At 35.4% G+C, this 23,746-nt stretch carries 22 protein-coding genes; all 22 read right to left on the minus strand.

From position 1 onward, the window contains the following. Window positions 1-15: 15 nt before the first annotated feature. Entirely contained in the window at window positions 16-795 is a 780-nt protein-coding gene (locus tag HYG86_RS05755; RefSeq protein WP_213167970.1) for a hypothetical protein, read from the minus strand. Between the two features lie 136 nt (window positions 796-931). Then, window positions 932-1,762, minus strand: a complete 831-nt coding sequence (locus HYG86_RS05760) for a CPBP family intramembrane glutamic endopeptidase (RefSeq protein WP_213167971.1) — start codon at window positions 1,760-1,762, stop codon at window positions 932-934. 162 nt (window positions 1,763-1,924) lie between these two features. Beyond that, window positions 1,925-2,440 carry a GNAT family N-acetyltransferase gene (locus tag HYG86_RS05765; protein WP_213167972.1) on the minus strand — a complete coding sequence of 172 codons (516 nt, stop codon included), beginning with the start codon at window positions 2,438-2,440 and terminating at the stop codon, window positions 1,925-1,927. 414 nt (window positions 2,441-2,854) lie between these two features. After that, complete coding sequence (locus HYG86_RS05770) at window positions 2,855-3,205, minus strand: SH3 domain-containing protein (RefSeq protein ID WP_213167973.1); 351 nt, start codon at window positions 3,203-3,205, stop codon at window positions 2,855-2,857. A gap of 329 nt (window positions 3,206-3,534) precedes the next feature. Beyond that, window positions 3,535-4,410, minus strand: a complete 876-nt coding sequence (locus tag HYG86_RS05775) for a septal ring lytic transglycosylase RlpA family protein (RefSeq protein ID WP_213167974.1) — start codon at window positions 4,408-4,410, stop codon at window positions 3,535-3,537. A gap of 159 nt (window positions 4,411-4,569) precedes the next feature. Further along, window positions 4,570-4,734, minus strand: a complete 165-nt coding sequence (locus HYG86_RS05780; protein ID WP_246451902.1) for a hypothetical protein — start codon at window positions 4,732-4,734, stop codon at window positions 4,570-4,572. Between the two features lie 639 nt (window positions 4,735-5,373). Continuing rightward, window positions 5,374-6,591 carry an IS256 family transposase gene (locus tag HYG86_RS05785; RefSeq protein WP_213166306.1) on the minus strand — a complete coding sequence of 406 codons (1,218 nt, stop codon included), beginning with the start codon at window positions 6,589-6,591 and terminating at the stop codon, window positions 5,374-5,376. A gap of 38 nt (window positions 6,592-6,629) precedes the next feature. Beyond that, entirely contained in the window at window positions 6,630-7,202 is a 573-nt protein-coding gene (locus tag HYG86_RS05790; protein ID WP_213167975.1) for a hypothetical protein, read from the minus strand. Window positions 7,203-7,235: 33 nt separating this feature from the next. Then, complete coding sequence (locus tag HYG86_RS05795; protein WP_213167976.1) at window positions 7,236-8,303, minus strand: hypothetical protein; 1,068 nt, start codon at window positions 8,301-8,303, stop codon at window positions 7,236-7,238. Window positions 8,304-8,805: 502 nt separating this feature from the next. Beyond that, window positions 8,806-9,522, minus strand: a complete 717-nt coding sequence (locus HYG86_RS05800; RefSeq protein WP_213167977.1) for a DUF3788 domain-containing protein — start codon at window positions 9,520-9,522, stop codon at window positions 8,806-8,808. 216 nt (window positions 9,523-9,738) lie between these two features. Next, entirely contained in the window at window positions 9,739-10,605 is an 867-nt protein-coding gene (locus tag HYG86_RS05805; RefSeq protein ID WP_213167978.1) for an ankyrin repeat domain-containing protein, read from the minus strand. Then, on the minus strand, window positions 10,595-11,023 hold the full coding sequence (locus HYG86_RS05810) for a hypothetical protein (protein ID WP_213167979.1): 429 nt from the start codon (window positions 11,021-11,023) through the stop codon (window positions 10,595-10,597). The genes HYG86_RS05805 and HYG86_RS05810 overlap by 11 nt, the downstream gene beginning before the upstream one ends. Before the next feature lie 574 nt (window positions 11,024-11,597). Further along, the gene (locus HYG86_RS05815; protein ID WP_213167980.1) at window positions 11,598-12,113 is read right to left on the minus strand and encodes a flavodoxin family protein; all 516 of its coding nucleotides are present in this window, start codon (window positions 12,111-12,113) and stop codon (window positions 11,598-11,600) included. Window positions 12,114-12,939: 826 nt separating this feature from the next. Further along, a complete protein-coding gene (locus HYG86_RS05820) occupies window positions 12,940-13,104 on the minus strand; it encodes a hypothetical protein (protein WP_213167981.1) in 165 nt (54 codons plus the stop codon). A gap of 400 nt (window positions 13,105-13,504) precedes the next feature. Then, window positions 13,505-14,650, minus strand: coding sequence for a sensor histidine kinase (locus HYG86_RS05825; RefSeq protein ID WP_213167982.1), 1,146 nt, complete (start codon window positions 14,648-14,650; stop codon window positions 13,505-13,507). A 164-nt stretch (window positions 14,651-14,814) separates the two neighbouring features. Continuing rightward, the gene (locus HYG86_RS05830; protein WP_213169128.1) at window positions 14,815-15,492 is read right to left on the minus strand and encodes a response regulator transcription factor; all 678 of its coding nucleotides are present in this window, start codon (window positions 15,490-15,492) and stop codon (window positions 14,815-14,817) included. A 68-nt stretch (window positions 15,493-15,560) separates the two neighbouring features. Then, window positions 15,561-16,235 carry an ABC transporter ATP-binding protein gene (locus HYG86_RS05835; RefSeq protein WP_213167983.1) on the minus strand — a complete coding sequence of 225 codons (675 nt, stop codon included), beginning with the start codon at window positions 16,233-16,235 and terminating at the stop codon, window positions 15,561-15,563. A gap of 33 nt (window positions 16,236-16,268) precedes the next feature. Then, on the minus strand, window positions 16,269-17,828 hold the full coding sequence (locus HYG86_RS05840) for an ABC transporter permease (RefSeq protein ID WP_213167984.1): 1,560 nt from the start codon (window positions 17,826-17,828) through the stop codon (window positions 16,269-16,271). 78 nt (window positions 17,829-17,906) lie between these two features. Beyond that, window positions 17,907-18,119 (minus strand): hypothetical protein, encoded by a 213-nt coding sequence (locus tag HYG86_RS05845; RefSeq protein WP_213167985.1) that lies wholly within the window; start codon window positions 18,117-18,119, stop codon window positions 17,907-17,909. Window positions 18,120-18,738: 619 nt separating this feature from the next. Beyond that, window positions 18,739-19,947 (minus strand): MalY/PatB family protein, encoded by a 1,209-nt coding sequence (locus HYG86_RS05850; RefSeq protein ID WP_213167986.1) that lies wholly within the window; start codon window positions 19,945-19,947, stop codon window positions 18,739-18,741. 19 nt (window positions 19,948-19,966) lie between these two features. After that, window positions 19,967-21,268: a dicarboxylate/amino acid:cation symporter gene (locus HYG86_RS05855; protein WP_246451903.1), complete on the minus strand. Its 1,302-nt coding sequence runs from the start codon at window positions 21,266-21,268 to the stop codon at window positions 19,967-19,969. 274 nt (window positions 21,269-21,542) lie between these two features. Beyond that, complete coding sequence (locus HYG86_RS05860; RefSeq protein WP_213167987.1) at window positions 21,543-23,591, minus strand: sigma-54 interaction domain-containing protein; 2,049 nt, start codon at window positions 23,589-23,591, stop codon at window positions 21,543-21,545. Window positions 23,592-23,746 lie beyond the last annotated feature (155 nt).

Below are 23,746 nucleotides of genomic sequence, written 5' to 3' on the forward strand. Positions count from 1 at the left end.
TTCTTCATTACTTGTCTATTCTACTATTTTAAACTCTAACACTTGTATTAGATATCCCCAGAAACCTGAATTTTCTTTTCTAGGTTCAAAACTTGTAGTCTTAGTCTTAAATTTTAAGTTAATATCTTTTGTTGAATTAAATAATTTTTTTATAGTATTTGGTTCTTCTTGTAGTGAAAATTCAAGACAGTTAGTACCTGATTTAAAAAGCTTTTCTAACCACTCTCTTTTACTTCCATCTTTCCGACTAAAAGCTAAGTATTTTGAGGGGTTATCATTAAAAATAACCATTGCATATTTACCACTAAGATTATCATCTGGTATATTCTTTACGAGTCTAAAAATATCGTATATTATTGATCCTGCATTTTCTGACTTAGTCTCATTACCACTATTTCTATTTAATCCTCCAAAGTACTTAGCTTCTATCCAGTTTTGATTATACGAGCCATACATCCTCATTCCTTGTTCATCCCAAAACTCTGTAAAATCTAAGAACATGTCACATCTGCTGTTAACTGAAATATCATATCTCTTTTCCATCTGTATCTTCCTTAAAGGGTTATCAATATTTCTTGCGTTTAATTCAAGAACTACTCCCATTGCAAGCAAATTTGTAATATTACCCTCATATAATCCGTGAGAATCTTCATAACTAATTAATGTCTCAGGAATTTTTAAGAATGCTCCTTCAATAATCATTGTTTTTCTCCCTTCAAACAGTATATAGTAATTTTTTATATTAGCCAGATTTACTAAATTATGTCTCCACCTAGCATTTCCAATATTATTCACGGAAGATTCAGATTTAATAGTTGTCTTTTCCCTCTTCGTTTATCTTATAAAAAACAAGATGTCTCTCAACGATTATTACTCTATAACCTTGTTTTTTATAAAATAATGCCTCGGCATACTTCCTAGTATGCTTTATTTAATTATGAACATTACCTTTGAATAAATAGTATAAGCTAGATGGGGTTACAACAAAGACTGCTATCAAAACAATAATAAGAAAATATAAGGGATTATTATTAGCAAAATTTTCAAAGGAAATCTTATTCAGTATCAAGCTCATCGTGTTAATTGAAGCGTGAACTATTATACCTGACCAGATTGATCCAGTCCATATTATTATAGTCCCTAAAAGTAGACCCACAAAAAAAGCAGGTATACTTTGTATAGGATTAAAATGAATTAACGCAAATAAAAAACTTTGTATTACTAATGCTACTTTAGTAGAAGACATTTGATTTAATTCATCAAATATTATTCCCCTAAAGATAACCTCTTCTATAAATGGTCCAAATATCCCTACACTTATTAATAGCATATAAAAACCTTCTTGAGCATTTCTCTCAGTATAATTTGAAAAATTCAGTGGGATAAATTTGTCTATTATTGTTAGGATTAGAGGAGTAAAAAAAAGAAAACCTGTTCCTAAAATAATGCAAACAATAACTTTCTTAAATGGTAGTTTAACAAACTTGCACACCTCTAGAAGATTTTCACCTTTTCTCTTAGCAATCCATAAGTAAATTAAAAAAGAAGAAACGCTTGCAAATAAAATGGCAAAAGGGAGTTGCTTACCTATTAGATTCTCAAGTTGAGCATCATAGTCAGCCACGATACCTCTATAAACTTCATCATATATAACAGATACAATGAATGGAATTAACGCTACTAATATATATAAGTAAGTTGATAAAGTGTAAATTAGCCATACAATAAATATATTCTTTATAGCACGAAATTTTTTTCCCATAATTTACACACCTTTCTTGACTCCCTTATAAATGTGTTCATAAATTTTAATGTTTACCTTCATCTTGTAAACACAGTTTACAAGGTGACAGACTGGGGTTAAAGATCATGCGACGTGTAATATAAATTGTACGAACTAATAATCTATTTTTAAATCTATTATCTACTTTAATTTCATTTTATAAATAGTAGATTCATGTTCAACACCAGTGTTATGGTTTTTAAAACTACTAGCTATATCTGCCTTAAGTCCACATTTTTCCATAACACGGCAAGATGCTATATTATCTGTAGCTACAGTACAATAGAAATCTCGCACCCCCAGTGAGTAGGCAAATTTAATCATTGCTTTTGCCATTTCAGTCGCATATCCATTCCCCCATAGTTCTTTTACAACATCATATCCAAACCCCCATTCTCCTTCTGGCCCCTCTGTTCCTATACAACAAGTTCCTATTGGTTTATTTGTCACCTTATCATATGCTATAAAGGGATATTCGTCTTGCCAATCATCAATATCATAGATTATTTCTCTAAGTTCATCACCATTTTTATATGGTGGATTATTCAAGTATTTCCCAGTTTCAGGATCCCCCCATAATTTGGCCGCAAAATCACAATCGTCTAAAGTCATACTCTTAAGTATCATTCTTTCTGTTACTATATCCTTGGTTTTCATTATTCAAACTCCTTTTTTTGCAATTTATCTATGTTCTAAATAGTCTTATTGAATCTAATTCTACTAATATATGTATCACCTTGCTTTAAAATAGACACCAAAGAAAATCCCCGATATCACTATTTCCTATAACGTTCTCGTGTTTGCGACGCCTTCGAACTGGACCTCAGAGTAATACCCCTGAGCGGAGCTTCACTCCCAGTGAGAAGGTGTGGTGCTGAATCTGCCCTAGACACGTGCTTTCAGCAACTTTATGCAAATGTTTTGTTCTCCGATGCCATACACCCCCGCGACTCAGGTGGAAACAGGACATCTCCCTCTTTGAGCTATCTTTTGATTGTTACATCACATTAAAATATAAATTGTAAAAAATAACATTTCATGATTCACCAATTCTTCTGTTCACTTTAAATATTAAACTTCTTCTAAATGATTTAGTGGAGCCCATCCTTTTGTGAGCGGATCATATTGTTTAGTTCCCCATATCCAACCATTTAATATTTTATTCATAATTATAATTTCATCTACTTCTATATCAAATTCTCTTGCATCATAATCTTCTAATACAGTACCAATATCATCATTTCTATTAAGAATTTGCTTCGGAACCCATCCTTCATTATTTTCGCTTTTACAATAAATCCACCCAGCCCAATCTCCATCTACACTCGACTCTTCAATACATATAACTTTGTCACCTTTATGTAAAACTATTGGATTATCTGAATCGGTTTTACTGCTTTTAATTACTCTATACTTACTCATGCTTGCATCTCCTTATCTTTTTATAATTCGGTCTGCTTGTCCCAAAATATCCTCTTTAAAAACAAACTGTAAAACTGTTGCCCAAATTGACTGCTTTCTGTATCGACATATTTAGAAATTGTAAATTTGAATTTTTCTGGGTCAGGCTTGAAGTTTTTCCTTCCTAGGCTTTCTTGGCAGATCCTCTGTGATTTGTGAATTAAATGTTTATTGAATTATTCAACAATAAATCTAGATAACCTTCTAAATGGGACAAAAAAAAGAAGTTTTTCCAAAAATGGAAAGACTTCAAGCCCCACCCGGAATATTTCCAGTTTTATCTCATGTCCTTATTTCATTAACTCCAATCTTACAGATTTTGCTCCCACGGGTCTACCGATTTCTATCCATGCACGATAAGTTAGCTCTATGCCTTTTCTGGCAGGGGCCCTATCTGTAACTCTTACCACAATGCTTTTAGAAGGATCAGCTAGATTTGTCACTTTAATAAACTTATTCATATAATTCGAATGCCAATTGTAGGTGGGTGTTATGGCAGCAGTCAAATCTTGGGGGTGGAACACCTCACCAATTTCTGTAAATGGATTTAAGATATTTCCTGCATCAAACCCTATCTCAGGACAAGGGGAAGTCCTTCCGGGTCTTGTGCCTTGACATGGCACACCATAATACTCACAATGTGCCCCCTCTGATATAATAATGGAAACATCAGAGCTTATGTTATTAGGTACATTAAGCTGCATACTGGATTCATTACCATTTGCTGCTGGGTAGTTTAATCTAATAGCTGACCTTATAGAGTTTGCTATCACTAATGCATTATACCAAGGTGCCTTTGAGTTTTCTTCAATTTCTATAATTGCCGTTTGCTCAGAGGGCGACTCTGAATCCACCCAATTGGTTGGTTCATATAATTGGGCAGGATAGCTCCTCCAACCCCTAGCACCATTACTTGTATCGTAAAGATATGTTTGTTCGCCAATGCCTAGTCTTACCCTTGGGCAGCATACTATATATTTACCTGCTGCGAAAGAGGGTGTAATAAAGTCTAAATCCCTGTTCTCGTCTCCGAATATTCTATTTAGTCTTTTAACAACCAGCTCTGCCTTTGATTTATCCTCGTTTCCATAGACAGTTAAATCATTAACTATCACAGAGTAGATTTCAATAGAGGCATTATATTCAAGTATAGCTAAATTGTTCATACAAGCACTCCCTTTTATCAATTCATATTACTTTTTATGTAATATGAGTCAAAAGAGTTCATCAAAATATTTTCCTTCAAGCAGCACAAAAAAGCCCCTAAGCATATCGTTTTAGGGGTTGTATCTCCATATTATCCACTTTTAAATCTGCTCGCTATCTTAAGTTCTATTCCTATATTCTCTTCTTCCATCAATAATTACATATGTAATTATTGTCTTATCCTCTTGGTTTATCTTATAAAAAACAAGATGTATCTCAACGATTATTACTCTATAACCTTGTTTTTTATAAGATAATGCCTCGGCATACTTCCTAGTATACATTATTTAATTATGAACATCTACCTTTGAATAAATAGTATAAGCTAGATGGGGCTAGTCCCCCTCAATAGGAAATCAGTAATTTTACTAATCCTAATTATTTAAGAATATCCCTACTATTAACATAATAGGTCCTACAAACATAAGTCCAATCGTTGGCAAAGTTAACATTCCCAAAAGTATCGAATCAAATAAATTATAACCATATCTATAATGTATTACAATTGAGACACTAGCAATTAGCATATAGCAAATGGCAAATCCTAAACTTATTTTCATAAAAATATAGAAACAAAACAACAAAAATAATAGGGGTAATATGTTTCCAAACATATTAAACTTATTTTGATATATGTTAAAGACTTGGGGTTTCGGGAGTATAAATAATTTAGTGTAATTGGATTTCTTACTTTACTGCATCTACTAGTAGAAAATCTAAACATACATCAGAAATATTTTCCCATTACTGGGATATAATATTCATGGCTCTTACTTACTAAAAGGATAAGGCAATACTGGAGAGTAACCTGAGCGATTAGTAAGGTTCTGCCGAGGATAGAGGATCTGACCCTCTATCTTTTTTTGCCCTTTTTTCTATCCTTGGGAGAACTAAAGCGATAAACTCCTGGGCAAAGCCCAGCACTAAACAGCTAAATTTGAGTCAATTCTATCCTCAAAATATATTGCAAACTGGGAGATACATTGTTTCCAGATCCTAAGTGGTTGAGTCCACTTCTTAGATATTTCCATGGTAGCTAAGTACAATATTTTTTCTAAGGCTTCATCGTTAGGGTAAGATGTTTTAGTTTTAGTAACTTTACGCAGCTGTCTATGGTATGCTTCGATGGTATTTGTAGTATAGATCAATTTACGTATCTCGTTAGGATACTTAAAGTAAACAGTTAACTCATCCCAATTTTTTTCCCATGATTTAATAATTATTGGGTGTTTTTTACCCCACTTTTCTTTGAACTCTTCAAAAGCATATTCTGCTTCATCAAGAGTTAAAGCTTGGTATACTTTTTTCAGGTCTACCATTACCTGTTTCATTTCTTTATACGAAACATACTTCATCGAGTTTCTGATTTGGTGAATAACACATAGCTGTATTTCTGTTTTTGGAAAGGCAGAGTTAATAGCCTCAGAAAAGCCTGAAAGTCCGTCCTTACAAGCAATTAGGATGTCTTCTACACCTCTATTTTTAAGGTCATTAAGTACTCCTAGCCAGAACTTTGAACTTTCGTTACCACCAATCCATATTCCTAAAACTTCCTTGTGACCTGCCATATTTATACCTAGTACACTGTAAGCCGCTTTATTAATTATCCTGTTATCTTCACGAACTTTAAAGTGAATTGCATCAAGGAAAACTATAGGGTAGATCCTATCTAGTGGCCTAGATTGCCATTCAGCAATCATAGGTAGTATCCTGTCTGTAACTTTACTAACCATTGTTGCTGATACCTCGATGCCGTAGATATCTTGCATATGGCTTTCTATGTCACGTGTGGTCATTCCGTTAGCATACATGGATATTATTTTATCTTCGAGCTCATTGCTAGTCCGTTGATATTTCTTGATTACTTGTGGTTCAAAATCCCCATTACGATCCCTTGGGATTTCTATGGTTGATTCTCCGTACTTAGTCTTAATGGTTTTCTTGTTGTAACCATTTCTACTATTCCCTGAATGATCGCCAATGGGTGAGTGTTTATCATAGCCTAAATGCTCATCCATTTCAGCTTCGAAGATTTCCTGCATAGTATCTTTGAATAAACTTTTTAAGTGTTCTTGTACTTCTTCTACACTTCGGCACTCTTTTGCTAATTCTTTGGCTAATAAATTACCCTTTGTAGTCATAATTGGACAACCCCTTTTTTAGTGGTATTATTATCCAATTACACGTAATTTATTACGCTCTCTTGGTTTCTTCTATTAGCTTTAGCTCCTATACTACAAAAATCAATTTTATCTACTATTTTCTTATCCCCTAATTCTCCCAATTCCTTTACTAAAATTTCCGTAAAGGTGTAATTTTTGTCTTCTGATATAATCCTCAATTGTCTTATTATTTTTTCAACTTCTGAAAAATTGCTTAGACTAATCTCATAAGCTAAATAATCCTGGTCAACTACATAGAATATTTTCAAAAACGATGTTTTCTTGCTATGCATTACAATAGTGATATTATAAATATCACTCCATAATACTTTCTTAGGTTTCAGTTTTAACAAATCGGTTAACTGTAGATATTCTCTTTCAAACAAGATAGTAGTTGGATTGTTTTTGTATACGGTAGTATATATAAAAAATAAAAAAATTACATTTAAAGCTATGATACCTGCCAAAGGTATTTCATCTTGTGTGCCTTTAAGAATAATATAGATACACCAAAGTGATATTTTAAACATAAATAAAGGCAAAATTTTTAAAAATACATCTGTTTTTTTTCTTTTAAATATGTTATTCATTACATCCTCCCCGCCTAAATATATCCCTATACTCTAGTAGTATTTAATCTCCCTATATGTGATACTTACTGGTCTAGAAGATAGATTTTTTTCAAACTTTAGATAAACTTTCTTTATCCAATTGTCTTCAGAATTGTATTTGTACATAATATCTATTTTGCTTTCTTGTTCTAAGTGACCATATAGTCCTTTACCTATTCCCATTGGGGAAAGCTTAATTTGCGAATGATATACCTCTCCAATTAAATTATCATTGCTATCATAAGTGTATTTAATTATGCTTCTTATAACATCCTTCTCATCATAACTAATATCCTCTATCCTTCTACATTCCTTGTCATATTTATATACTATTTTATCACTCCTAATATTTCCTTCTAAAAAACATCTTTCTTCGATTTTCCACCCGTTAGAGTCATACCTATAATCAAAACCAATGATCAAACAGTCATCAGCATTATATCCCTTGACTTCAAGAATCCTATTGTCTTCTGAGAGCATATATTCTATCTTTGCTATAATTTTATCACTATCATCAAACACAGTAGATGCTATCCTATCGTTAATATTTTCATAAACACACTTTCCTTTTAAACTTCCGTCTCCTGTATAGTAAGTTTCCTCTAGTAGAACCCCAGTCTGACTATATTTATAAACTACTCTTTTCTCAATTTCATTTTTGAAATTGTAGGAAATTTGTTCACTCAATCTAGAATTTGAATTATTGCTAATTACTACCTTTCGGACCAGATTATCTTTACGATACCAATTCCACTCTACTAGGTTTCCATTGTAATCATAATCCCAAACCATTTTATCTATTATTTTATTCTCTTTCCAAGGTCCAAAAAATACATACTTCTTTTTAATATCTAAAAATTTGTGCTCAATTTTTCTTATTTTTTTATGCGTCTTAATTTCTAGGTTGTTTTGTTGAATTAAGGAGGATATACCATTAAGTAGTGCTTGTACAATAATTTCTTTCTCTGATAATCCACTCTCAAAAAAATCAAATGAATAGTTAACTTTAGCATTTACACCAGCATAGACCTCTAACTCACATAAGGTCATTTCATTCTTTCCTAAATCTGAAATATACATCTTTCTCTCTCCTTTATTATAAGAACATACTATTCTCTTAAATTTGGATGGCATAGTTGACAAGTCATGCTTTAAACGCGAGAAATTATTTTGTTATTACATGTGAACCATAATCCTGAGGATAAAATGTAACTGTTAACATTAAGGTTAAAAAGATATGTCTTCCTTTCCCCCTTTTAGTAAATGGTTAAACCTAGATTTCCATATTAGAATTATGTACCTTGTGATATCCCAGAGTTTCTCGAGATCACTCACTATCTCCTATTCTGCTAAATAGCATATTTCCCCTCTAAATTTGACTAACTTTTTTATTATTTAGGATTAAAGCGACAAATTTTATCCTGAGAATCTTATCCTAACCACATCCACAAACCCATATCCAAAGAACACAAGCCTAAAGCTTCTCAGCTTCAGGCTTGTTTCATTACGGTTAATACACGGTCTTTAAAGAATGTATCATAACTCAAATACATTTTAATCTTGTAGTTCATAATTAGACTAATTAATTTCCGTATTGATTAGGAACAAATGGTAAAATCGCCCACGTAACATCATCGGCAAGAATGCTTTTTGCTTCAATTTTAGAGCTTGCAGCTGTAGCATTGGAACAGGGGTATTCCTTACACGCCACGCAAGTATCACAGCCTTTTTCTTTTGCACATTTTAGTTGATCGCATAGTTCATCATTTGTATGGCAACCTGAAGTACCACATCCCGAACAGCGCATTGACCAGTCAGTAATATTCCACACTCTAGTTAACCTATCTTCTAACTCTTTTCTAAATTCGTCACTGATTGTGCCGCCGGCAAAGTGAATACACAAGTCGCACCTATGACCGCATTTTCCGTATACAGCATTCTCTTTGGGAAATGGCTTACGGTTTGGTTTTTTCTTAATCATTATTAGACGTTTTATCTCATCCAAAACATCCAAAGATGTGACATCTATAAACATCCACTTACCATCATGGTAAGTCTTGGAATTATCATAGTAATCTTGTATGTACTTTGAAAAATTGTGTCTTTCTTGTACAAATTTTTCCCGTTCTGCTCTTCCAAATATAACAAGAAAAGTAAATTTATCTTCATGAATATTGATAGTAAGGATTGTTTTTTTACCTTGCCGAAATTTTAATTCATTTTTGCCGTCTGATAACTCGTCCAACCGATATTTACCCCTCATAAAACGCATGGTTTCTTCACTGATCTTATTAAGCATTTCATATTTATCCACAATTTCACCTCCATATCATAATTATATATTTTGTAACTTGTCAACAGTATGTCATATTTGATTTTTTGTCCCATTACGTGGACGACCTGAATGTTTATGATGTTCATACCTTTTCCCCTTGCCCCAGAGATCTACCCCAGCAATTTACTGAGGGAGTTTTTATAACGCCTGCCATTTCCGACTCCTCGAAAGAAAAACCCTTTAATAGAGCTTTATAAACTCCTGCCAATCATTAGGATATAATTTCATTATGCTTTTTAACCTTTTATCGGTGACTTCTGTATGCCAATAATTAACGCCTTGTCGTAAAAACTCCTTTACCACTTCCATTTTTAGTATGTATTCTTCCGAATCTAAATCACTTACCCAATCTCGCAAAAGATCTATTGTATAATTTTCTTTCCTTTCACTTTCATTTATATTTTTAGCCCTTGAAAAATAAGGTTCGGATACATTAGCTTTTTTTTCAACAATTAAATAATGGGCAACGACTGCACTTTTTGCTTCCTTCTTATAAAAACTTCCATCAATAAGAGCATTAATTGCTGGAGTACGTCCACTTTTAGTTTTAATGTTTATATCCGCTCCACCTTCCACCAATACTTTTGTTTTTTCTATACCCATGTAAACAGCTCTATGTAATGAACTTGTTCCAGATTCCATCATCAAAGTATCTTCTCCTATGTAACCCTTATTAGGATCTGCTTTATATTTAAGTAATAACTCTATAATATTTGTATTATCAACATATTTGTCATCCCAGGGCTTCATTACTGCAACTAGTAGTGGTGTTCCTAGTTCTCCTTTTGCAGGGATATTTGGATCTGCACCACATTTCAAAAGTGCTTCACCAGATTTATATTTCCTTACTCCTACAGCCCACAGCAATGGAGTAATTCCGTAATTATCATCATGAAAATTTATCAGTTCTGGGTTTGTTTTTAATATCTCTTCTATACTGTTAGCGTCTTCCTTCTCTACTGCTAGAGCCAAGTCCCAAGCTGGTGTATCTTTAAAAATTTCTACATTTTTTATTCTATAATTTTCATTATTTTCATTAAGGTTCATGATAACTAATACCCACAAAATACACCGTTATAAATAGTACAATACACATCAGGATAGTAGGAATAATCAGATTTTTCATTCTACTATTTTTAAAAAAACTATAAATGCATATTACATATATAATAGGATAAGCAGTAGTAATAATGAAAAGCCCTAATATCAATATCCTAGGTAATAAGTCATCAATAGCCCATGTACCTCCAAAGGCTGCCAAACTCATAATATTTGCCAATAAAACAAAGGGGTAAATAATTATAGGCAAAGCGCCAATAATTGCCAAAAATATCCCTACTATTTTTTTATACTTCACACTAGCTAAAGTATCTTCATTAGTTTTTCTAATATTAACTTTTAAAAATATAATAATCATTGCAATAACAAGAATTGCACTAAATAAAACTACGTAGCTTACATCCATACTATTTTCCTATTCTATGCCCCCTGCTTGAATTTTGTACATTATCCTTTGGCATATAATTACATGCCTTTACAAACCTTCTATTTGAAAAAGTCACTACACGACTCCCGCCCCCGAGCAAGTGAGCTCCATAGTATCTGGATCTTTATGCCACTTAATGCTAGTTGACAATTTGTGAGGATTGACAATTTTAACATCCAATGTATATCACTAGACTCATCCTCTTACATACACCTTGGTTCGCCACTCTTATACTTACATAAAAATACAATATTAATCACATTTTCCCATTGTCAGTTATAAATGATTTACTCTTAACATAATGAATTACCTCAGACCATTCACGTTTTTAAGGTACTCCTTTAACTCATTATAATTCCATTCATACATTGATAGCAAAAAGTCATATGGATCTCCAGATACCTTTAGATAAGCCCCGCATTGCCAAATCCTTTCAGCTGGACCCCAAAGGAATGCTTCTTGGAGGAGTTTATCTATCAGGGAAAAGGTTTGGAGTCGGAGCAGGCAATGCATTGTTAGGTAGCGCAAGTGCTACAAGCCCATCACCTCAATACTATGTAGAACAGCTTACCTTATGCAAAAGACTAACAGCAAACTTTTCTGCATGCTCGAGGTCCTCGCTGTTCGGTCTTCCCTTGTTCATTCCACCAAAATACTTGAGAAAGCTATTTGTATTAAATCCCTTACAGCTGAATTCATCGACAATTATATAACCTTTTGAAATCAACTTTTCCTTAAGCAATGAGTGATCCTTTTTCACCTTGGCTACTCCCTGTATTGCGCTTGTTGAAAATATAAAACCTTTCTGATTATTGACTTTTGATAGTTTGTCCACAAAGTCCAGAAGGGGTTTATAGTGTTTTCCACTGTCTATTCCCGCGCCAAAACCAATTAGATTATACTGCTGAAGATCCTCCTGAGTTACCTGATCTGGTGTCTTGATTTGTGCATTTAGAACCTCAGAAAAAACCTGAGCGATTTTTGCCGTGTTATTATGGTGATATGAATAAACCACAATTAGGCATTTAATAGTTAATGAATCTGTAACTTTACTTTCTTTCCTACTCATTTTATCGACCTCCGATTCATATATTTGAACAGTACTTATATCTGGAAACTGTTTTAACCAGGGCAAGATAGGACATGATACTTTATCACAAAGGCAATTCTTAGATGAATTTTCCCAATTATCTTCCCATATATAAAAATACTCATGAAGTCACAAAAACCTCTAAGCTGATGGCTTAGGGATTATATCTTCATATTTTGTGGAGGTGGGGGGAGTATACTTAACTAAATTATGAACATCTACCTTTGAATAAGTAATATAAGCTAGATGGGGTTACAACAAAGACTGCTAACAAAACAATAATAAGAAAATATAAGGGATTATTATCAGCAAAATTTCCAAAGGAAATCTTATTCAGTATCAAGCTCATCGTGTTAATTGAAGCCATGCAATAAATATATTCTTTATAGCACGGAACTTTTTCCCCATAATTTACACACCCTTTCTTGAATTCCTTATAAATGTGTTTTTAAATTTTAATGTTTCCCTTCTTCTTCTTCTAAGAATTACTACATAAGGCTTTAATAAACTATAGGTTTTGCAAATACACGATCCTTTAGTAAGCTTTAAACCACTCCTATTGAGAAGTGGTTTAAAGCTGTGGGTGAAGTTTCTAGTCTTATTTTTTAAGGGCAAATCCAGTTCAGTTCATCATAAGTAACACAACCAGAAGTACTAGCCATGGCCCTTTACCCACCTTGCAATAATAACATTAATGCAATTAAACCATATTTTTTTCCTTCAACTCATTTTTTACCTGCCTAACTATCTGAACAACCTCAATATCAAGACGCTTATTCTCTGCTTTAATCTTGGAGGTATCATATCAGAGGAGGGTATTTTCTAAGTCTTTTATTTCTACTGCTTTATAATCATCATCGTTAATGTATATCTCCATTTCCTTAACTAATTTGTTGCTTATAATAAATCTGTTATAAAAAGATACACCTTTGCCTTCATTGCAAAATTCTTCTAAAGTTCTTATAACCATTACCTTTTTTTAGCTTTAATTTCTTCCTCAATAGATTTTACTGCTTCTTGATACTCTTCCCAATGCTTTGATTTAATAAACCACATTTATATCCCCTCCCAATGTTTTATATAATTATATTCTTCAAAGATTCTAAATATCCTACTATTAAATTGTTGAGAAAACAAATAATTATTTTACCTCCTCACAGGTCGCGTAATTACCTTTCGTATCAGGTTTTCATTAGCTTGCTTAATTTTCTTATCCCTTAGGCTCTGTATCCCCTTACTAGGCTAAACAATAAATGCACACCCCTTCTCTACTGGAGGGGTGTGCATTTTCTGTATGGGGTGTGTACTGATAATGGCTAATTTTTAAGTGAATATTTCTAAGATAAATCGTGCGCCATATTCTCGCCCTGTTAATTGATATTAAGTTCAAACCAAAATGTACTGCCCTTGTCTATTTCCGAAGTGACTCCGTATTCACCACCGTGCAATTCTATGATTTTCTTCACAATGAACAATCCCAATCCAGTACCGATGACGGGGCGTTTGTGCTTTTTCCCGCTTTTGAAATACCGATCCCATATAAACGGCAAATCATCTTCCGATATTCCTTCTCCCCTATCCGTTATGCTAATCCTCACACGATTTTCAGTAATCGTCTGCATTATTTCAATGTTCCAGCTATCGCCGGAATAATTAATTGCGTTGATTAGCAGGTTGTAAAACGCCCTGCCGATTTTCGTTTCGTCTGCGTTTACATATACATCGCTGTTATGAGCAAATGCGATGTCAAAACTCTCGTTTTTCAGCAATTTCTGAACCCGCTCTACAGTCTCCCTAATGTTGAGTGTAAGGTTGAATCTCGAAGGAGCCAAACGCTCTATATCGCTCTCCAATTTCGATATGTCCAGTACATCGTTGACAAGAGCTGTCAGCCGACGTGTTTCGTCCATAATCACCCGCGTCTGCTCCGGCGTAATTTCGTCGGGAAAATCGTTCATCATTTCGGCATAGCTGTAAATCAGCGACAGCGGCGTCCGCAAATCGTGGGACACGTTTGCCAGCAGTTCGCGTCTCAGGGCTTCAACCCGGCCTAACTCGACCGCCGCCGTGTTAAGAGTGTCGGACAAAGCTACAATTTCAAAGAAGCCTTTTCCGTCGAAACGTGTATCATAATCCCCTTTTGCAAGGGTCTGTGCTTTTTGACTTATTTCCTCAATGGGTTTGCTAACGCGCTTGGCAATAATAAGAGCCAAGCTTACTGCGAGTAAAAGCATAATACCGGAGATGAAATACAACTGATACCGTATTGTCGTTATGGTGGCATTGACCGGGGCAACCAGTGCATAAAAGGTCAGCGACACGGTATGCCCATTTTGAAGGGTGAACTCCTTTACTTCGGTGATTGTTTCAAGGGAAATATTCCGACTGCCAAAATCTTCACGCCCAGGTCTGTACGGCGGAATAAAATCCCGCGTAGAAGCAATGAATATATCGTTTTCGGCTTGGATTTTGAATAAAATCGTTTGCAGTTCCGGATTGTCGATTTCTCTTTCCACTATAGAGATTACCCGATTCAATTCCTGCTTCCGAATATATTTATACATATCATTGAGGAACACAGTCTGAAACAGCCATAGGATCACAAGCAATAGGGAGCAGAATCCCAGTAAAAACGCAAAAACTTTCCATTTTAGTCGCAATTTATTCAATTTCAGGATGCTCACCCCTCAAACCTATAACCTAATCCGCGCAAGGTCGTGATAAAGTTGGCATAAGGGCCCATGGCTTTTCTCAACTGTTTCATGTGTGTGTCCAGAGTCCTATCGTCACCACAATAATCATAGCCCCATACCTCAGTTAGAATTTTATCACGCGGGATGGCTATATTCTTGTTCCGTATCAGGAAAAACAATAAATCGTAGACCTTTGGTGCTATCTTGACCTGTTCGCCATCAACAAACACCTTATAAGCAGTTATATCAACTATTAATCCTTCTTTTGTAAAAACCAAATGATCTTCTCTATCAATGGCGCTTTTTCCTGTCCTTCTTAAAATTGCACCAATTCTGAGCATGATTTCTTTGGAGGAAAAAGGTTTAACCACATAATCATCAACTCCTACTTCAAAACCAAGAACCTTGTCATATTCCTCACCTCTGGCAGATAGCATAATAACGGGTACATCGGAGGTTTCACGAATCTTCCTGACTGCTGAGAATCCGTCAAGTTCCGGCATCATTACGTCCATAATGATGATGTCGAATATTTCTCGCTTGCATATTTCTACTGCTTCTAAGCCGTCTCCCGCTTCGAAGATTTCATGCCCGTCAAACTCCGCGTAACGTTTGATTACAGAGCGAAGCCCCGGCTCATCGTCGCATATCAATACTTTAGCTATGAAATCACCCCTCTTCTAAAATTTTATTATACTATGTTCTCACAAGTATTGCGACATTTTTTGATCGTTCAATGCTCATTTCTGCGTTTTACAGTCTTACGAAAAGAAGCTAGTTCGTAAACTTCATCAACAGATGCAGCTACCTCCGGTGAATGGGTTACAATTATCACACATTTATTTTCCTCATGGGCCAGACGCTTGAAGATGTCCATTACATCCTCTTGAGTAGTTAGATCAAGGTTTCCGGTGGGTTCGTCGGCTAATACTATATCGGGGTCGAAAGATAAGGCTCTTGCTATGGCCACCCTCTGCTGTTCACCGCCAGAAAGTTTCAAAACTCTGCGCTTGGCAAGTGCTTCGTCTAGATCAACCTTATCCAACAAATCAGTTGCCCGTTTCCTTTTATTCTCAATTTTTTTACCGGAAGCCCTCATGGATAACTCCACGTTTTCTACAGCGTTCAGATGAGGCAACAGATTGAACTGCTGGAATACTACACCCACATAACGACTGCGGTATTGATAACGGTCAATATTGCGCACATCTTTATCCTCGAATAAGATTCTTCCTTCTGTTGGAGATGTCAAACCGGACAGCAGAGAGAGAAGAGTGGTTTTTCCAGCACCAGATCGCCCCACGATGGCGTATACCTTTCCTTTTAAAAATTCATAGTTCACTCCGGCCAGCACTTTATTAAGTCCGTCATAGGTATAGCTTATGTTTTCTAATTTCAAGATACTCATTATTTTTTCCTCCAGTACTCATTAGTTTTTCGCTTACGTCCGATTTGCCAATATCTTGAGTGGCTCATATCGCATTACAAATACCACCGCTGCGAAACTGGAAATGAGGGTGAGTATGATACCAATGCCGATTAGCTGGCCTAAAATCGAGAAGTTGACAGTTGCGTTGATTTGATCTAGATAATTAACATCCGACCGGTTACCATTGAATATATCAATGATCGAATTTCTCCCGCCCTGAAGGTTTTCTCTACCTCCAGCCGTGCCACCTGGCACTCTACCAAAGTTCGTTTCTTGGTTTGCTTGCTGCGATTGTATTTGCTCAATCTGTACGGCAAGCAGATTGTTGGAAACCGGCACACTGACCGCTGCTCCGACGCCCGCTCCGATGACAATGGCAATCAAAGTGACGAATAGAAGTTCGGTCACAAACTGCATGGCTACTTTGCCTTTTTTTATACCCATCGCTGTCAATACTCCGACCTCGTATTTGCGTTCACGGATATTGAATACGTTAATAACGATTAGAATAACTCCGCCTATGGCAAGTACGATGAACAATAAAGTCACAGCAAATCGTGAAAGATTTTGAAGTGGGACCAAACCTGCTTCGTAATTGCTTATGTCCGAAGATGAGAGTGTGTAATATTCAGATAACCCCATTGTGCTCAATTCCTCGCCAAAGTTCTCATAATCTTCATGACTGGAAAAAACGAAAGTACTGGAAAGCTGACCGTTGATAGTAGTGCTGATTTCAAAACCGTTCGCATTAGTTTCAGTCACAGCAACGGAAGCAGAGTGTTCCACAATGGTTTGCAGTGCATCGTAACTGATATAGATTGAGTTTGCCGGATCCATCGCTGTAGAGAAACGAGGAATATTGCTGGATTCGCTGGAACTGGAATCTGTGTAAATCCCGGTAATTGTAAAAGTATAAGTTTCTTCTTCTACATTTGGGTTAGTCAGCGTGATAGTATCGCCCACGGATAAACCATTGTATAAAGCTAGTTCATAGCTAATCAGGCAGTTCATATCAGTAGACGAAATGTCGAACATATCCCCGTCTGCTATTTTGGAAGTACCGTTAACAAACTTAGTCATTGCATCCTCTGCGCTATATCCTGTCACAGTGAAGTCTCCCATAGCCATGCCACCCATCAACATGCCTCCTTGACGGCCCATCCCACCAGAGAAATTGCTGCCGGAACTGTCGTCTGTACCGTATGCTTCCAAGTCCCCGCTTGCGTTGAGAGATATTGAGCTGGAATAATAAAAGTTTTTCACATAATCAGATTCAGAGTAGGCCATAAGTTCAGGCAAACTTAAATTCTGATATTGCGACATCATTTCCTGCATACTGCTCATATCAGCGCCATCTCTTTGTGCTACTTCCATTATTCTTTGCGTGTCTACCGTAATAGATGCGGTAATGTTCAATAACTCCCCACCGGCTGTCTCTGCTTCATGAGCGGTGTTTCGGATTGCCAGCGCCACACAGGAAGCGGCGGCGATAGCAACGACGATGATGCCTATGAGAATATTTCTTCCTTTTGAACGGGAAATACTTTTAAGTGCGTTGATAATCACAAACATATTTTTTCCTCCTAAAATTTAATCGTTTTTGGCTTTGCGATAAAAACAGTTGTTCCAGCCAGTATAGTCAATAGAATGTCAGTATGGCATTGTTTGTATTAGAACCAGTTGACGCCAACATACCACCTGCATTGTTCCAGTGTGCCTGTTCATACCTTGAGGATTATCGGCCTTTCCCCCAGGCATAGTCCTTTGACCACCACCGGGTTGCCTACCCCTTGATGTGGCTGGGATTGTCCCAGTAAGCTGACCCTTGATGCTCTCGGCACCTAAACGACCAAGCTCTATCAAATGCGGCAGTGAAACTTCATACTGCTCATGTGTGTAAAAAACTAAAACATCATTTCTTACAAATCATTGATTTTTCGTCCAACTGACGTCAACGTCAAAGTATTTTCCAAATCAATACCGGGGTTTAAGTTTTCACTCCCTTCAAGCTATTTAAATGTATGATACCGTACAAAACTGAATATATAATGTTTGCTGTCTGAACTTTAGCTGAACTTTTATTCTTTTAATTTTCGCTAATATGACGTTTGCGTTGTGTACATGCTAGGGCCTCGTCGCTAGAGTGGTGCATATTTTCACACGAAAGGCAGGACGTCGGAGGGGTGACTAATTAATTGTATTGTTCTAACGGGATTTCTTTATCAACATCTCCCCCTTGATAAAACATCTATAACTATGTATGTTTTTTCTAACTATATCAGCAACCTCAATATCAAGACGCTTTTTCTCTGTTTTAATCTTGGTGGTAGCTGATGGCCATATGTTTAAAAGACTTAGAAAAGAGCCTTTTTAAGAAGGCTCTTTTCTAAGTCTTTTATTTCTACTGCTTTATAATCATCGTTAATGTATATCTCCATATTTGGTGGAGACGGGGAAGTCGAACTTCCGTCTGAAGGTATTTTTAACAGCACTCCTTGCTTTGAGTACTTTGATCCTTCCCCTTAGATAATATTGCATTTTTTAGTCTTTCTAAAGCCCCTTTAATCATAGATTTGGGACATGCCAAATTGATTCTCATAAATCCTTTACCATTGTCTCCAAACCAGTACCCACTATCTAATGCCAATCCTGCTCCATCAACAAAAAGACTGTCTAATTCCTCAGTGTCCAATCCTAGATTTCTACAATCTAACCACATAAGGTAGGTACCCTGCATTTTCCTTGCTTTTACTTCAGGAATGTATTTACTTGTAAAATCATAGACAAAGTTCATATTATTCTCCAAATAATCAACAAGCTCATCTACCCATTGATGCCCTTTTTCGTAGGCCACCTGAGTTATTTCCCTACTGAAGGAGTTTGATCTGTTTAAATCTAATAATCCCAACTCCTTTCTATAAACATCCATTTTCTTTTGATCATAGATGATACAAAAGGCACTATGTAATCCTGCAATATTAAAAGTTTTGCTTGGAGCAGTACAGGTAATAGAGTGCATTTTAAAATCATCAGATAAACTGGCAAAAGGTATGTGCTTGTTGGGCTTAAATACCAGATCAAAATGTATCTCATCTGATACTACTAGGACATTGTTATCTATACATATTCTTCCTAGCTCTTCTAATTCCTCTCTAGTCCATACCCTACCCACTGGGTTGTGTGGACTACAGAGAATTAACATTGAACAATCTGGATCACTGGCCTTTTCCTTAAGGTTCTCAAAGTCCATTGTATACATTCCATCTTTTTCAATTAGAGGGTTCTCCGATATAATTCTATTATTCCCCCTGATTATATTGTAGAAAGGATAGTAAACGGGAGTTTGGATGATTATTTTATCTCCTTCTTTGGTAAATTTCCTAATCATCATGTTTAGTAAAAAAACTACACCAGGACCATATTCAATATTTTCTCTGTTTACTTCTAAACCATGTCGATCCTTTAACCAACTAATTATCGCATCATAGAATTCTGGCATCCTATTAGTATAGCCAAAAACACCGTGTTTTGCTCTTTTCACTAGAATATCAATCATAAAGTCTGGAACTTTAATATCCATATCCGCTACCCAAAAAGGCAATAAATCCTTTCTTCCAAAATTGATATCCATTTCTTCATATTTTACAGAACTTGTATTTTTTCTATCTACGACTTCATCGAAATTATACATATCCATCCCTCTTTTTTGGCTAGTTTAGTGATACCTCAGCAGATGAACCTAAGATTTCCTCTTTGTTTCCATCTGTTTTTTCCATCCAATGCCTGCCATCTACCGTTCTACTGACCATCATACTTACAACAACATCTCCAGTGGAATTAATCATAGTTGCCACCGCGTCTGTTAAAAGACCGATAGTTACCACGATTGGAAGGACTTCGGGATTAAAACCATAGAAGCTCACAATCATAATACAGCCCATCATTCCCCCTCCTGGAATACCACTTAAGATAACCCCAGACATAACAGAAATTAGTATTGCTGTACTCCAAACTCCTATTCCGCTAAATTCCAATCCAAAAATTCCAAATAAGAAAGCAATTTTCATCAGGCTGGTTAGCGCAGTTCCATCCATGTGTATGGTGGCACCCATAGGTAAGATGATATTACTAATGTCATCCTTTACGTTCATACGTTTTGTGGCCGCTAAGTTTGTTGGCAAAGTAGCTATAGAGCTTTGGGTAGCTAGAGATGTAACGACTGATGGGAAAATATTTTTATAAAATACTTTAACACCTTTAATGCCACCTGCAAAATAAACATAAAGAGTAAATGCAGTTAAAAAGTACGCAACGCAGATAGGATAGAACATGATGACTGCCCTACTGTAGGCACCTAAGAGCTGAGAACCAAATTCTCCGATAAGGGCAGCAAAATATGCTCCTAGCCCTATAGGTGCATAAAGCATAATAATTCTAATCATTTTCATGAAGGCCTCAGCCATAATATCAAGAAAACTTACAACTGAATTATTCTCGTTACCTTTGCTGACAAAACGGATACAATACCCAAGTGTAATAGAAAAAATAATCAAAGGTAACATAGCGCCTTTTGAAAGAATGAGATTAAAATCGTTTACAGAAATTGCACTTACAACCTGATCTAAGATGTTCATCTTTGCGGGCTCTTCATATCCACCAAAATCAATTTCCACTCCTTGAGCGGGTGGGAAAACACTGACAACCATAATTATAAATACCGAGGCAATAATCCCTGTGATCACAAAAACCATCAAAGAATGTCTTAGAATCTTACCTAGTCTCTTCATATTTGTCATTTTAGCAATAGAACTTGATAAACTGAAAAACACCAAAGGTACAACAGCTGTAAACATCATATTGAGAAATAACTGTCCAAAAGGTTTAAGGACTACAGCTTTTTCCTTATAAATTAGCCCAACAATACAACCTACAACGATACCTAAGACTAATAATATTAAGGACTTATAGTTTTTAAAAACGCTCTTTTTACTGATCTTTTCACTTGACATCATAATTCCCTCCTGTTTTTTTAATTCCACCTGATTTACTAACTAAAATCTTAAATATACTCTTCCTCCTCTCACTATGTGAATTTAGCAACAATCGTGCCATTATTCTAATATCAGTTTATAAAACTTATAAATAAGCACCAACTACACTGGCTGGCGGGAATAAACACGTTTTTTCTTTCATCCTTATGGGCGACTTTATATAAAAAGAAAATATTATGAGATCCACTTCCTAAATAATAAATGGGTTATCTGTCGCCAGATAACCCATTTAACCCTATTGCTGATTTACCTCCATTAGTTTTATCCCTTTATCACTAATGGTAGTTCCTCCTCTTCCGAGGTTGATATTGACTAATTCTAGTTTTGAGAGTTCTTGCATAATTTTTTTTACATCATACTCTGATAAGTGATGATTTTTTTCATATGCTCTTTCACTTATTAGCTTCCTACCCACCTTCAATCTTTTTTTGAAAGATTCGTATAAAATTTCTAATACAACCGCGTATCTCTCGTTATCAAATTTAAAGGGCATTTCTCTCTTTTTATCTATTCTAGCATCCTGTTCATTTACATTATTTTTAATATGATATGGCAGGTCCTCTATGGAAATTGTACTCTTCCCAAGGTTGTCTAGATATTCTACACCGTTGATGAGCTCCCGTATGTTTCCATCCCACCTATAATTCTTCAATAATTCTATTGCTTCCCTACTGATAACATACTTGCAGTTATTTCTTATCATAAAGTAATCAAATAAAAGAGGAATATCTTCCTTCCTCTTTCTCAAAGGAGGAACATTTATAGGCAAGACATTTAACCTATAGTATAGATCTTTTCTAAAAGTTCCTTTTAATATCTCATGGGCTAAGTTCAAGTTAGTTGCTGCAATAATCCTTAAGTTCACCTTGATGACTTCCTGCCCGCCTACCCGCATAATTTCCCGTTCTTGAATAACCCTTAAAAGTTTCACTTGAAGTTCTAAGGGCATTTCCCCAATTTCGTCTAGAAACAAAGTTCCGTTATTGGCCATTTCAAATATACCTTTACTACCCTCTTTAGAAGCACCTGTAAATGCCCCTGCTTCATATCCAAAGAGTTCACTTTCCAATAGAGAAGTGTTAAAAGCAGCACAATTTATTGCAACAAAGTGCTTATCCTTGTTTTGGGAAAGATTGTGAATAGCCTGAGCAACCAGTTCCTTTCCTGTACCACTCTCCCCTGTTATCAATACAGAAGAACTTGATTTTGCCATCCTTCGGATAAGGTCCTTTACTTCGGTTATCTCCTTACTTTCTCCTATAATATGTTGGATATTATATTTTGCTATATGTCCTTTGTTCATCAACTGTAGTCTCAATTTATTTTGGGTATTTTCTTTAGATTGAAAGTCCTCTATTATGGCATAAGCACCATTAAATTCCCCATTTTTCCCTTCTATTCCATAGATAGAGAGGGTTATGTATTTTTTTTTAATCTTAATCAACCTATTTAGCACTTTAGTATTGCTAAAATCAATTTCTGGTAATATGTACTGAGCATTTTTTCCAATCATATCAGTTTGATTGATCTTAACTATTTTTTCAGCACTACCGTTACACGAAGTTACAGTATTGTCCTTATCAACACAAATTACTCCTTTATCCATCAAACTCAAGAGAGTATCAAACTGATTCTTTAAAATATTTGACTTACTTAAAAGATATTCTACACCCACATTAGTAGACACCAAGGTTCCAAAGTAATCCCTCGTACTTTTTTTTGTAAGGTATTCCTCTAGTCCTAGGGCTACTAATAACTCTATAACAGTATTTTTGTCAATCAGCCTATGTCCTAAATCATATGTCTTTTTAGCCTTTTCGGGAACAAAACGTAACTCGCCAGTTGTAATGGCTACTTCAGCATCAGGAACTTTTTCCATATTAGGGTAAACTGGGAAAAACTTCAGATAATCAAATCCCAATTGGTACAACAAGGTTATAGTTTCCAAGGACATTTCAAGACTTAGGTTTACCATCATAACTGTATCCATATTACCTAAGGATTTCAAAGTGTCATATCCTTTTTTCGATAGTGTAAGTTTTGCTATAACGATATTAAAATCCTTGTCAATGTATTTCTTTAGTATCTCGTATTGAGATTGAGTACTAATCAAAATAGCATCTAGTCTTTTAAGGTTCTCTATCTTCTCTATGTTATCAAAGTCATTATTCTCAAAAGAGAATGTCAGTATCTCTACTTCTGAATCCAAAACCTTTGAAAGCTGATCTCTATAAGTTTGTCCCACATCTACACTTAAGGTTATAATACCTAATCTTTTTTTCATAGTCCTCCCCCTCTAATGCCTGAATGAATTTTCCCTCATCTTTATATTATTATCAAAAATCATATTTTACAAGGATTTAATCTTGATATAACAAGATTAGGATTAAATGGGTTATCTGAAAACAGATAACCCATTTAATGCTTGTTTTATATTAG

The sequence above is a fragment of the Alkalicella caledoniensis genome (assembly GCF_014467015.1).
Classification (GTDB): domain Bacteria; phylum Bacillota; class Proteinivoracia; order Proteinivoracales; family Proteinivoracaceae; genus Alkalicella; species Alkalicella caledoniensis.

Coding starts and splice junctions, on each gene's coding strand:
- HYG86_RS05840 (WP_213167984.1), bottom strand. CDS start 17,828: ATGTTTGTGATTATCAACGCACTTAAAAGTATTTCCCGTTCAAAAGGA.
- HYG86_RS05805 (WP_213167978.1), bottom strand. CDS start 10,605: ATGAACCTTAATGAAAATAATGAAAATTATAGAATAAAAAATGTAGAA.
- HYG86_RS05765 (WP_213167972.1), bottom strand. CDS start 2,440: ATGAAAACCAAGGATATAGTAACAGAAAGAATGATACTTAAGAGTATG.
- HYG86_RS05820 (WP_213167981.1), bottom strand. CDS start 13,104: ATGGTTATAAGAACTTTAGAAGAATTTTGCAATGAAGGCAAAGGTGTA.
- HYG86_RS05760 (WP_213167971.1), bottom strand. CDS start 1,762: ATGGGAAAAAAATTTCGTGCTATAAAGAATATATTTATTGTATGGCTA.
- HYG86_RS05855 (WP_246451903.1), bottom strand. CDS start 21,268: ATGATGTCAAGTGAAAAGATCAGTAAAAAGAGCGTTTTTAAAAACTAT.
- HYG86_RS05780 (WP_246451902.1), bottom strand. CDS start 4,734: ATGTATACTAGGAAGTATGCCGAGGCATTATCTTATAAAAAACAAGGT.
- HYG86_RS05800 (WP_213167977.1), bottom strand. CDS start 9,522: ATGCTTAATAAGATCAGTGAAGAAACCATGCGTTTTATGAGGGGTAAA.
- HYG86_RS05835 (WP_213167983.1), bottom strand. CDS start 16,235: ATGAGTATCTTGAAATTAGAAAACATAAGCTATACCTATGACGGACTT.
- HYG86_RS05790 (WP_213167975.1), bottom strand. CDS start 7,202: ATGAATAACATATTTAAAAGAAAAAAAACAGATGTATTTTTAAAAATT.
- HYG86_RS05775 (WP_213167974.1), bottom strand. CDS start 4,410: ATGAACAATTTAGCTATACTTGAATATAATGCCTCTATTGAAATCTAC.
- HYG86_RS05860 (WP_213167987.1), bottom strand. CDS start 23,591: ATGAAAAAAAGATTAGGTATTATAACCTTAAGTGTAGATGTGGGACAA.
- HYG86_RS05815 (WP_213167980.1), bottom strand. CDS start 12,113: ATGAGTAGGAAAGAAAGTAAAGTTACAGATTCATTAACTATTAAATGC.
- HYG86_RS05785 (WP_213166306.1), bottom strand. CDS start 6,591: ATGACTACAAAGGGTAATTTATTAGCCAAAGAATTAGCAAAAGAGTGC.
- HYG86_RS05810 (WP_213167979.1), bottom strand. CDS start 11,023: ATGGATGTAAGCTACGTAGTTTTATTTAGTGCAATTCTTGTTATTGCA.
- HYG86_RS05795 (WP_213167976.1), bottom strand. CDS start 8,303: ATGTATATTTCAGATTTAGGAAAGAATGAAATGACCTTATGTGAGTTA.
- HYG86_RS05850 (WP_213167986.1), bottom strand. CDS start 19,947: ATGTATAATTTCGATGAAGTCGTAGATAGAAAAAATACAAGTTCTGTA.
- HYG86_RS05770 (WP_213167973.1), bottom strand. CDS start 3,205: ATGAGTAAGTATAGAGTAATTAAAAGCAGTAAAACCGATTCAGATAAT.